General features: G+C 35.5%; 8 protein-coding genes and 1 tRNA gene. All 9 read right to left on the reverse strand.

The window, feature by feature from the left end; all coding sequences use genetic code 11:
* Window positions 1–4: 4 nt before the first annotated feature.
* Window positions 5–4,315 carry a DNA-directed RNA polymerase subunit beta' gene (rpoC, locus tag C8C83_RS03550; RefSeq protein ID WP_121326471.1) on the reverse strand — a complete coding sequence of 1,437 codons (4,311 nt, stop codon included), beginning with the start codon at window positions 4,313–4,315 and terminating at the stop codon, window positions 5–7.
* 274 nt (window positions 4,316–4,589) lie between these two features.
* Window positions 4,590–8,402, reverse strand: a complete 3,813-nt coding sequence (rpoB, locus tag C8C83_RS03555) for a DNA-directed RNA polymerase subunit beta (RefSeq protein ID WP_099711148.1) — start codon at window positions 8,400–8,402, stop codon at window positions 4,590–4,592.
* Window positions 8,403–8,664: 262 nt separating this feature from the next.
* Window positions 8,665–9,036, reverse strand: coding sequence for a 50S ribosomal protein L7/L12 (gene rplL, locus C8C83_RS03560; protein ID WP_007807437.1), 372 nt, complete (start codon window positions 9,034–9,036; stop codon window positions 8,665–8,667).
* 91 nt (window positions 9,037–9,127) lie between these two features.
* A complete protein-coding gene (gene rplJ / locus C8C83_RS03565; RefSeq protein ID WP_026985794.1) occupies window positions 9,128–9,631 on the reverse strand; it encodes a 50S ribosomal protein L10 in 504 nt (167 codons plus the stop codon).
* Window positions 9,632–9,653: 22 nt separating this feature from the next.
* Window positions 9,654–10,343, reverse strand: a complete 690-nt coding sequence (gene rplA / locus C8C83_RS03570; RefSeq protein WP_031456760.1) for a 50S ribosomal protein L1 — start codon at window positions 10,341–10,343, stop codon at window positions 9,654–9,656.
* Between the two features lie 13 nt (window positions 10,344–10,356).
* On the reverse strand, window positions 10,357–10,794 hold the full coding sequence (rplK, locus tag C8C83_RS03575; RefSeq protein ID WP_007807442.1) for a 50S ribosomal protein L11: 438 nt from the start codon (window positions 10,792–10,794) through the stop codon (window positions 10,357–10,359).
* 67 nt (window positions 10,795–10,861) lie between these two features.
* On the reverse strand, window positions 10,862–11,413 hold the full coding sequence (nusG, locus tag C8C83_RS03580) for a transcription termination/antitermination protein NusG (protein ID WP_059116013.1): 552 nt from the start codon (window positions 11,411–11,413) through the stop codon (window positions 10,862–10,864).
* A gap of 10 nt (window positions 11,414–11,423) precedes the next feature.
* Window positions 11,424–11,621, reverse strand: coding sequence for a preprotein translocase subunit SecE (gene secE / locus C8C83_RS03585; protein WP_041517377.1), 198 nt, complete (start codon window positions 11,619–11,621; stop codon window positions 11,424–11,426).
* 18 nt (window positions 11,622–11,639) lie between these two features.
* Window positions 11,640–11,710 (reverse strand) — tRNA-Trp (locus C8C83_RS03590).
* Window positions 11,711–11,723 lie beyond the last annotated feature (13 nt).

Below are 11,723 nucleotides of genomic sequence, written 5' to 3' on the forward strand. Positions count from 1 at the left end.
CTAATTAATAAATATATTCTTCTTTATTAGCCATCATTTCATTGTAATCGTCTTTAGATCCTACGATAGTGTTATCGTATTCTCTCATACCAGTTCCTGCAGGAATTCTGTGTCCAACAATTACATTTTCTTTCAATCCTTCTAAATCATCTACTTTACCAGCTACTGCAGCTTCGTTAAGTACTTTTGTTGTTTCTTGGAAAGAAGCAGCAGAGATGAATGATTTAGTTTGTAGCGAAGCTCTTGTAATACCTTGTAAAACTGGCGTTGCAGTTGCAGTAATTACGTCTCTAGCTACAACTAGATTTTTATCATTTCGTTTAAGCAATGAATTCTCATCACGTAAATCACGAGGCGAAATAATCTGACCTGGTTTCAATACCGCAGAATCTCCAGCATCTTCAACTACTTTCATACCATATAATTTATCATTTTGAACGATAAAATCTTTAGTGTGAATTAATTGATCTTCTAGGAATAATGTATCTCCTGGATCTTGAACTCTTACTTTACGCATCATTTGACGAATAACTACCTCAAAGTGCTTGTCATTAATTTTTACCCCTTGTAAACGGTATACCTCTTGAATTTCATTTACCAAGTACTGTTGAACAGCAGCTGGTCCTTGAATTCTTAAGATGTCATCTGGTGTAATTGCACCGTCAGACAATGGTACTCCAGCTCTTACGAAGTCATTTTCTTGTACTAAGATTTGGCTAGAAAGTTTAACTAAATACTTTTTAATCTCACCAAATTTAGATTCGATAACAATTTCACGGTTACCTCTTTTGATTTTTCCAAAAGATACAACACCGTCAATTTCAGAAACAACTGCTGGGTTTGAAGGGTTACGAGCCTCAAGCAACTCAGTAATTCTTGGTAAACCTCCCGTGATATCGCCTGCTTTAGAAGAACGACGTGGGATTTTTACTAATACTTTACCTGCTTTAATTTTCTCACCGTTCTCAACCATAAGGTGGGCTCCTACTGGTAAGTTATACGAACGAATCAATTCACCTTCTTTACCGTAAACCAATAAAGTTGGAATTAATTTTTTATTTCTAGCTTCAGAAATTACTTTTTCCTGGAATCCTGTTTGCTCATCGATTTCAACCATGAACGATTGTCCTTGCTCTAAATCCTCGTAAGCAATCTTACCAGTAAATTCAGAAACAATTACACCATTATATGGATCCCATTTACAGATTACAGATCCTTTAGCAACTACTTCACCATCCTTAACAAAAATACTAGATCCGTAAGGAATATTGTGTGTATTTAAGACGATTCCAGTTTTCTCATCAACTAATTTTAATTCAGTTGAACGTGATACTACGATATCAACCGCATTACCTTCGCTGTCCTCACCTTTAACAGTTTTTAAATCTTCAATCTCAAGTCTACCTGCAAATCTTGTAACAATACTAGACTCTTCAGAAATACCTCCGGCAACCCCTCCAACGTGGAACGTACGAAGTGTCAACTGTGTACCTGGCTCTCCAATAGACTGAGCTGCAATAACTCCTACTGCTTCACCTCTTTGTGTCATCTTACCAGTAGCTAAGTTTCTACCGTAACATTTAGCACAAATACCTTTTAAAGCCTCACAAGTTAATGGAGATCTAACCTCTACTCTTTCAATCGGAGAAGCTTCGATAGTTCTCATGATTGCCTCAGTAATTTGTTGTCCAGATTGAACCATTACTTCATTAGTAAGTGGATTTATAACATCTTGCAATGCAACACGTCCTAAAATTCTCTCTCCTAATGATTCAACGATTTCCTCATTTTTCTTCAAAGCAGAAACTTCAACACCTCTTAAAGTTCCACAATCTTCGATGTTTACAATAACATCTTGTGAAACGTCATGAAGCCTTCTTGTTAAGTATCCAGCATCCGCCGTTTTAAGAGCCGTATCCGCAAGTCCTTTACGAGCACCGTGAGTAGAAATGAAGTACTCAAGGATCGAAAGACCTTCCTTAAAGTTAGAAAGAATCGGGTTTTCAATAATCTCACCACCACCAGCAGTAGATTTTTTAGGCTTAGCCATCAAACCACGCATACCAGTTAACTGACGAATCTGTTCCTTAGAACCCCTCGCCCCAGAGTCAAGCATCATATATACAGAGTTGAAACCTTGTTGGTCTTCTCTAATATTTTTCATTGCTAGCTCTGTTAACTGAGCATTTGCTGAAGTCCATACGTCAATAACCTGGTTGTAACGTTCGTTATTGGTAATAAGACCCATGTTATAATTCACAGAAATACCTTCAACTTGCTCTCTGGCATCTGCAATTAATTTTGTTTTTTGTTCTGGAATTCTAATATCACCTAAAGAGAATGATAAACCTCCTCTAAATGCAAATTTATACCCCATATCTTTCATATTGTCCAAGAAAGCTGCCGTTGTAGGTACATCAGTCACACTTAAAATGTGTCCGATAATATCTCTAAGGTTTTTCTTAGTCAATACATCATTGATATATCCAGCTGCTTCAGGCACTACTTCATTAAATAATACACGTCCTGCAGTTGTTTGAATAATTTTGAACACTAATTCTCCAGCTTCATTAAAATCTTTTGCTCTAATTCTTACACGAGCATTCAATTCTAATCTTCCTTCGTTTAATGCAATATTTACTTCTTCAGCAGAATAGAAAGTTAAGTCTTGACCTAAAATTATGTGTTCTGGTGTAGAGATACGTTCTTTGGTCATATAATATAGACCCAAGACCATATCCTGAGAAGGTACAGTAATTGGTGCTCCATTTGCAGGGTTAAGAATATTGTGAGAAGCCAACATTAATAATTGTGCCTCTAAAATAGCCTCTGGTCCTAATGGCAAGTGAACTGCCATCTGATCCCCATCAAAATCGGCGTTGAAAGCCGTACATACTAATGGGTGCAATTGGATCGCTTTTCCTTCAATTAATTTTGGTTGGAAAGCTTGAATACCAAGTCTGTGTAACGTAGGAGCACGGTTAAGTAATACTGGGTGACCTTTAATTACGTTTTCAAGGATATCCCAAACTACAGGCTCTTTTTTGTCAATGATTTTCTTAGCAGATTTTACTGTTTTAACAATACCTCTTTCAATCAATTTACGGATAACGAAAGGTTTGTATAACTCAGATGCCATATCTTTTGGCAATCCACATTCGAATAATTTTAATTCAGGACCAACAACAATTACCGAACGAGCAGAATAATCCACACGTTTTCCAAGTAAGTTTTGACGGAAACGTCCTTGCTTACCTTTTAAGGAATCTGATAATGATTTTAATGGTCTGTTAGATTCTGTTTTAACAGCAGAAGCTTTACGAGTATTATCAAATAATGAATCTACAGATTCTTGTAACATACGTTTTTCGTTTCTTAAGATAACTTCTGGAGCTTTAATCTCCATTAATCTTTTCAAACGGTTATTACGGATAATTACACGACGGTATAAGTCATTTAAATCTGAAGTTGCAAAACGACCTCCATCAAGTGGCACAAGCGGACGTAATTCTGGTGGAATAACAGGAACCACTTTCATGATCATCCATTCAGGACGATTTTCACGGTTTAAGTTAGACTCACGGAAAGACTCAACAACTTGTAATCTTTTTAAAGCTTCAGTTTTACGTTGTTTAGATGTTTCGTTGTTAGCGCTGTGTCTTAATTCATAAGATAAAGCATCTAAATCGATACGAGCTAATAAATCCATAATACATTCTGCTCCCATTTTGGCAACAAATTTATTAGGATCTAAATCATCTAAATATTGATTTTCTTGTGGAAGAGTATCTAAAATATTCAAATATTCTTCTTCAGTTAAGAAATCTAATCTTTGTAAAGATTCTCCATCTGCATTTTTAGCAATACCAGCCTGAATTACTACGTATCTTTCGTAGTAAATGATCATATCTAATTTCTTAGATGGAAGACCAAGGATATAACCAATTTTGTTTGGAAGAGAACGGAAGTACCAGATGTGAGCAATTGGCACAACAAGGTTGATGTGTCCTACTCTGTCACGACGTACTTTTTTCTCTGTAACTTCAACACCACAACGGTCACAGATGATACCTTTGTAACGAATTCTTTTATATTTACCACAAGCACACTCAAAATCCTTAACAGGTCCGAAGATTCTTTCGCAGAATAATCCGTCACGCTCTGGTTTGTGAGTTCTGTAGTTAATTGTTTCAGGTTTCAACACCTCTCCTCTTGATTCTTTCAAGATAGATTCTGGTGAAGCTAATCCTATCGAGATTTTGTTAAATCTTTTTATAGGATTCTTATCTTTATTATTATTTCTATTATTCATCATAGTTTTTACTATTGATTTATCTGCAATTAAAAAATTGATTTTAACTTATAACCTTCTCTTTAAAAAGAGTAAAACCATCAAGTCACTACCACGGATTACTTCTCTAAACTTCAAACGTCAATTTTGAAGTGCTAATTACAAAACCCAAAGGTTAATAAGTAAAAAATCGGAACGGTTTACGGGTATAAATCCTAAAAACTTTATTTTAATAAACAGCTTCAGTCTCAGCTTTCAGTGTTGAACTGAATACTGAGACTGTAACTGAAAACTTTATTTATTCTTCTAAACGAATGTCAAGTCCAAGACCTTTCAATTCATGCATTAATACATTGAATGATTCCGGTAATCCTGGTTCTGGCATAGATTCTCCCTTAACGATAGCCTCGTAAGTTTTAGCTCTACCAATAACGTCATCCGACTTAACTGTTAAGATTTCACGAAGAGTACTTGATGCTCCATAAGCCTCAAGTGCCCAAACCTCCATCTCTCCAAAACGCTGACCTCCAAATTGAGCTTTACCTCCAAGTGGTTGTTGAGTGATCAACGAGTATGGTCCGATAGAACGTGCGTGCATCTTATCATCAACCATGTGTCCTAATTTAAGCATGTAAATTACACCCACAGTTGCAGCTTGATGGAAACGCTCTCCAGTACCACCATCATAAAGGTGCGTATGTCCAAAACGTGGCACTCCAGCTTCATCAGTCAAAGCATTGATTTGATCTAAAGATGCACCGTCAAAAATTGGAGTAGCAAATTTTCTACCCAAGTTCATACCAGCCCATCCAAGAACAGTCTCATAAATCTGACCAATGTTCATACGTGAAGGTACCCCAAGTGGATTCAATACAATATCTACCGGTGTTCCATCTTCAAGGAAAGGCATATCTTCATGACGAACGATTCTTGCAACAATACCTTTGTTACCGTGACGTCCTGCCATTTTATCACCAACTTTTAACTTACGTTTTTTAGCGATATAGATCTTAGCCAATTTCAAGATTCCAGATGGTAGTTCATCCCCAACTGTAATAGTGAATTTTTCTCTTCTTAAAGATCCTTGTAAGTCGTTCAGCTTAATTTTATAGTTATGAATTAAATCATTAACCATTTTATTAGTAGCATCATCAGCAACCCATTGACCTTTGCTTAAGTGAGCAAAATCTTCTACTGCATAAAGCATTTTTTGAGTATATTTTTTACCTTTTGGTAAAACTTCTTCACCCAAATCATTCATTACACCTTGAGATGTTTTTCCGTTCACGATCAAGAATAATTTCTCAACCAATCTGTCTTTTAATTCAACAAATTTAGTTTCAAATTCCATTTCTAAAGCGCCTAAAGCATCTTTATCCTGAGTACGTTTACGTTTATCTTTTACGGCTCTTGCAAATAATTTTTTGTCAAGAACTACACCATGTAAAGATGGAGAAGCTTTTAATGAAGCATCTTTTACATCACCTGCTTTATCCCCGAAGATTGCACGAAGCAATTTCTCTTCCGGAGTAGGATCTGATTCTCCTTTTGGTGTAATTTTTCCGATTAGAATGTCGCCAGGTTTAACCTCTGCTCCAATTCTGATCATACCGTTTTCATCTAAATCTTTAGTAGCTTCTTCAGAAACGTTAGGAATATCGTTTGTTAACTCTTCATTTCCTAACTTAGTATCTCTAACCTCTAATGAATAATCATCAACGTGGATAGAAGTAAAAATATCATCACGAACTACTTTTTCAGAAATTACAATCGCATCCTCAAAGTTATACCCTTTCCATGGCATGAACGCAACTTTTAAGTTTCTACCTAAAGCTAATTCACCATTTTGAGTAGCATATCCTTCTGATAATACTTGACCAAGAACAACTCTATCACCTTTTCTTACGATTGGTTTCAAGTTGATACTTGTACCTTGATTGGTTTTTCTAAATTTAATTAAGTTGTATGTTTTTTCATCAGCATCAAAACTAACCATTCTCTCATCTTCAGTACGGTCGTATTTGATAGTAATGATGTTTGCATCAACATATTCTACAGTTCCATCTCCTTCAGCATTAATCAATACTCTAGAATCTGAAGCCACTTGACGCTCTAAACCTGTACCAACGATTGGTGCTTCCGGACGGATCAAAGGAACCGCCTGACGCATCATGTTAGATCCCATCAACGCACGGTTCGCATCATCATGCTCCAAGAAAGGAATCAATGAAGCCGAAATCGAAGCAATCTGGTTCGGTGCAACGTCTGTATAATGTACTGCAGAAGGCTCAACAACCGGGAAGTCACCTTCCTCACGAGCAATAACATTGCTTGCTGTAATTTTACCTGAAGCATCCATTTCAATGTTTGCCTGAGCAATCATTTTTCCTTCTTCTTCTTCAGCACTTAAATAGATAGGTGTACTTTCTAAATCAACTACACCATCAGTAACTTTACGGTAAGGAGTTTCGATGAAACCCATTCCGTTAACTTTTGCATAAACACCAAGAGATGAAATCAAACCAATGTTTGGTCCCTCTGGAGTTTCAATCGGACATAAACGACCATAGTGTGTATAGTGAACGTCACGAACCTCAAATCCAGCTCTCTCTCTCGAAAGTCCACCAGGTCCAAGGGCAGAAAGTCTTCTTTTGTGTGTAATCTCCGCTAATGGATTCGTTTGATCCATAAATTGAGATAACTGGTTAGTACCAAAGAAAGAGTTGATAACTGAAGATAATGTTTTAGCATTAATCAAATCAATTGGTGTAAACACCTCGTTATCTCTAACGTTCATTCTCTCACGAATAGTTCTAGCCATACGTGCTAAACCAACACCGAATTGCTGAGACAATTGTTCACCAACTGTTCTAACACGACGGTTTGATAAGTGATCAATATCATCAATCTCTGCTTTAGAGTTTATCAATTCGATCAAATATTTTACAATGGTAATGATATCTTCTTTGGTAAGCACTTGCTTTTCCATTGGGATATCTAAACCAAGTTTTTTGTTCATTCTATAACGACCAACTTCACCTAAGTTATAACGTTGATCAGAGAAGAACAATTTATCGATAATACCACGAGCAGTTTCCTCATCAGGCGGTTCAGCGTTACGCAACTGACGGTAAATGTGCTCAACAGCTTCTTTTTCAGAGTTTGTTGGATCTTTTTGTAATGTATTGTGGATAATAGCATAATCTGCTTGGTTATTATCCTCTTTGTGTAACAAAATAGATTTAACGTTAGAATCGATGATCTCTTCAACATTATCTTTGTCGATAATAGTATCACGATCAAGGATGATTTCGTTACGTTCGATAGAAACTACCTCTCCAGTATCTTCATCAACGAAATCCTCATGCCATGTATTCAATACACGTGCAGCAAGTCTTCTTCCAATATATTTCTTAATACCAGTTTTAGAAACTTTAATTTCTTCAGCAAGGTCAAAAATTTCAAGGATATCCTTATCTCTTTCGAATCCAATTGCACGGAATAAAGTTGTAACAGGTAATTTTTTCTTTCTATCGATATAAGCATACATTACACTGTTGATATCTGTAGAAAATTCTATCCATGAACCTTTAAAAGGAATTACTCTGGCAGAATAAAGTTTTGTTCCATTTGCGTGGAATGATTGACCAAAGAAAACCCCAGGAGAACGGTGTAATTGAGATACTACTACACGCTCAGCACCGTTGATAACAAAGGTACCACTTGGAGTCATATAAGGTATTGTTCCAAGATAAACATCTTGTACAATAGTTTCAAAATCTTCGTGTTCTGGATCTGTACAATATAGTTTTAACCTTGCTTTTAAAGGCACACTATAAGTAAGACCTCTCTCTATACATTCTTGAATTGTATAACGTGGCGGATCAACAAAATAATCTAGGAATTCCAATACAAAGTTATTTCTTGTATCTGTAATTGGGAAGTTTTCCATGAAGGTGTTGTATAACCCTTCGTTGCCTCTTTCGTCAGATTTCGTTTCTAATTGAAAGAAATCTTTAAAAGATTTAACCTGAACATCTAGAAAATCTGGATAGTCAGGAATATTTTTTGTAGAGGCAAAATTCAATCTTTCAGTCTGATTTGTTATCATCAATGGACAAAATTTTGATTAAAAAAAGTAATTTTTTTTGTGTGAAACACACTGTTTAATCTATACTTTCTTATTATAATCAATACATCTTTAAAAATAAACCAAAAGTAAGTTCAATTTTTTTTCTTCGTATTGATCAAAAACTTTTTCGTATTTTAAACTATTTGATAATAAAACTTGGTATATTTTATTATACGAAAAATGGTTTAGGCCTTTGAGTGTTAACTCAGGACCTAAACCTAGTTCTTAAAACTGAGTTGAATTATTTTAATTCAACTACAGCTCCAGCTTCTTCTAATGATTTTTTAAGACCTTCAGCCTCTTCTTTAGAAACACCTTCTTTAACGTTACTTGGAGCACCGTCAACTACATCTTTAGCTTCTTTCAAACCTAAACCTGTAAGTTCTTTTACTAATTTCACAACTGCTAATTTAGAAGCACCAGCTTCTTTTAATACAACTGTAAATTCAGTTTGTGCTTCTTCAGCAGCACCTTCTCCACCACCAGCAGCAACTACTACAGCTGCAGCAGCAGGCTCGATACCATACTCGTCTTTTAATATTGTTGCTAATTCGTTAACTTCTTTAACTGTTAAGTTAACTAATTGTTCTGCGAATTGTTTCAAATCTGCCATTTTTTCTATCGTTTAAAATGATTTGTAAAATATAATTTATTTATTGTGCGCTAATTAAGCTACAAGGAAATTTAATTCCTTATACGAATTATTATGCTTCAGCTTCTTCTTCGCTACCAGCGAATTTGTTTTGTAAAGCTGAAATAATTCTTTGTGCTGGTGATTGCAATAATCCAATAAGTTCTCCAAGAAGTTCTTCTTTAGATTTGATAGTTGCTAATGCATCTAATTGATCATCTCCAATATAAATTTCAGAGTTAATATAAGCTCCTTTTAATACAGGTTTAGCCGATTTTTTTCTGAAATCTTTAATAATTTTTCCAGGTGCATTTGCAACATCTGAAATAAATATAGCACTGTTACCTGTCAATACTGAAGGTAAATCTCCATAGTCATTAGCAGAAGCTTCCATTGCTTTTGCAAGCAAAGTGTTTTTTACAACCTCTAATTTAATACCTGCTTTAAAACAAGCTCTTCTCAAGTTTGAAGTTGTTTCTGCGTTTAATCCAGAAATATCAGATACATAAATAATATTTGTACCAGCTAACTGTGCAGTTAAATCTTCAATCGCGATTGATTTTTCTTCTCTAGTCATACTAAAAATTATTAACTACCAATTATACTGCTTTAGGGTCCAATGCAATTGCAGGACTCATAGTGCTTGTAAGGTGAATACCTTTAATGTAGGTACCTTTAGCAGCAGTTGGTTTAAGTTTGATTAATGTTTGAATAATTTCGTGTGCATTGTCATAAATTTGCTCAGCTCCAAAAGAAACTTTACCAATTCCTGCATGTACGATACCAGTTTTATCAACTTTAAAGTCAATTTTACCAGCTTTAACCTCTGCAACAGCTTTTGCAACATCCATAGTTACAGTACCTGTTTTAGGGTTTGGCATTAAACCTCTAGGTCCTAAAATACGACCTAATGGACCTAATTTACCCATAACAGCTGGCATAGTGATTATAACATCAACATCTGTCCAGCCATCTTTAATTTTTTGTAAATAATCGTCAAGACCTACATAATCAGCTCCAGCTTCTTTAGCTTCCGCTTCTTTATCTGGAGTAACTAATGCTAATACTTTAACGTCTTTACCAGTTCCATGAGGTAATGTAACTACACCTCTAACCATTTGATTCGCTTTTCTTGGATCTACACCCAAACGAACTGCGATATCAACAGACTCATCAAATTTTGCAGAAGCTATAACTTTAATTAATGCAGCAGCATCTTTCAAAGTATATAGTTTGTTCTTTTCAATTTTTGAAGCAGCCTCTTTTTGCTTTTTTGTTAATTTTGCCATTTCTTTCTCTTAATTAAAAAGGAGCATCTCCTGATACAGTTATACCCATAGATCTAGCAGTTCCAGCGATCATGCTCATTGCAGATTCGATTGTGAATGCATTTAAATCTACCATTTTATCTTCAGCAATAGCTTTGATAACGTCCCAAGTAACACTAGCTACTTTTTTACGATTTGGTTCACCTGATCCAGACTTTAGCTTTGCAGCTTCCAATAATTGGACAGCAGCTGGAGGAGTTTTTACAACAAAATCAAATGATTTGTCTTTATACACAGTAATTTGTACTGGGCATATTTTGCCAGGTTTATCTTGTGTTCTAGCATTGAACTGCTTACAGAACTCCATGATATTAACCCCAGCAGCTCCTAAAGCAGGTCCAACCGGTGGCGACGGATTCGCAGCACCTCCCTTAACTTGTAGTTTAACTACCTTACTAATTTCTTTAGCCATTTTTTAAAAAATTTAACACCCTAATCATTGGAAGCGATTACGGTGGTTATTATAGATGTAACAAAAATTATACTTTTTCAACTTGCATAAAACTCAATTCTAATGGAGTTTTTCTTCCGAAAATTTTCACCATTACTTCAAGTTTACGCTTTTCTTCATTGATTTTTTCAACTGTACCGTTAAATCCGTTAAAAGGACCGTCGATCACTTTTACAGTTTCACCTAAGTTGAAAGGAATAGAACGAGTATCTGTATTGACAGCTAACTCATCTACTTTACCTAACATTCTATTTACTTCAGAAAGTCTCAAAGGAACAGGTTCTCCACCTTTAATTTCCCCTAAAAATCCAATTACACTAGTAATAGACTTAATAATATGAGGTATCTCACCAACTAAATTGGCTTCGATCATAACATATCCAGGAAAATAAACTTTATCCTTAGACATTTTCTTTCCTTCTTTTACAGTAACTACTTTTTCTGTAGGTACTAAAACTTGGGAAACATAATCACCCATACCTAATCTGGCAATCTCAGTTTCGATGTAAGCTTTGACTTTATTTTCTTGTCCGCTTACAGCTCTAACTACGTACCATTTTTTCACATTATTATCTGCCATCACAAAAAAATTATCCTTTTAACCAGTTAAAAAATCCAGCCAAAGCTTTTGCAAAAAATTCGTCTACTCCCCATGTTGCCAAAGCGAATAAAACCGAAAATACAGCTACAACAATTGTCAATTTTTGAACCTCAGCCCAAGCTGGCCAAGTAACATTTGACTTTAACTCTTCGAAAGCCTCTGATAAATAATTAGTAACTTTTGTCATTTGATATATTTTATATTGCACGGGCGGAGGGATTCGAACCCCCATCAACGGTTTTGGAGACCGCTATTCTACCCTTGAACTACGCCCGTAATTAAAAGCCAG

Source organism: Flavobacterium sp. 90, from assembly GCF_004339525.1.
Classification (GTDB): Bacteria; Bacteroidota; Bacteroidia; order Flavobacteriales; family Flavobacteriaceae; genus Flavobacterium.

Coding starts and splice junctions, on each gene's coding strand:
- rplJ (WP_026985794.1), bottom strand. CDS start 9,631: ATGACTAGAGAAGAAAAATCAATCGCGATTGAAGATTTAACTGCACAG.
- rplA (WP_031456760.1), bottom strand. CDS start 10,343: ATGGCAAAATTAACAAAAAAGCAAAAAGAGGCTGCTTCAAAAATTGAA.
- rpoC (WP_121326471.1), bottom strand. CDS start 4,315: ATGATGAATAATAGAAATAATAATAAAGATAAGAATCCTATAAAAAGA.
- rpoB (WP_099711148.1), bottom strand. CDS start 8,402: ATGATAACAAATCAGACTGAAAGATTGAATTTTGCCTCTACAAAAAAT.
- secE (WP_041517377.1), bottom strand. CDS start 11,621: ATGACAAAAGTTACTAATTATTTATCAGAGGCTTTCGAAGAGTTAAAG.
- rplL (WP_007807437.1), bottom strand. CDS start 9,036: ATGGCAGATTTGAAACAATTCGCAGAACAATTAGTTAACTTAACAGTT.
- rplK (WP_007807442.1), bottom strand. CDS start 10,794: ATGGCTAAAGAAATTAGTAAGGTAGTTAAACTACAAGTTAAGGGAGGT.
- nusG (WP_059116013.1), bottom strand. CDS start 11,413: ATGGCAGATAATAATGTGAAAAAATGGTACGTAGTTAGAGCTGTAAGC.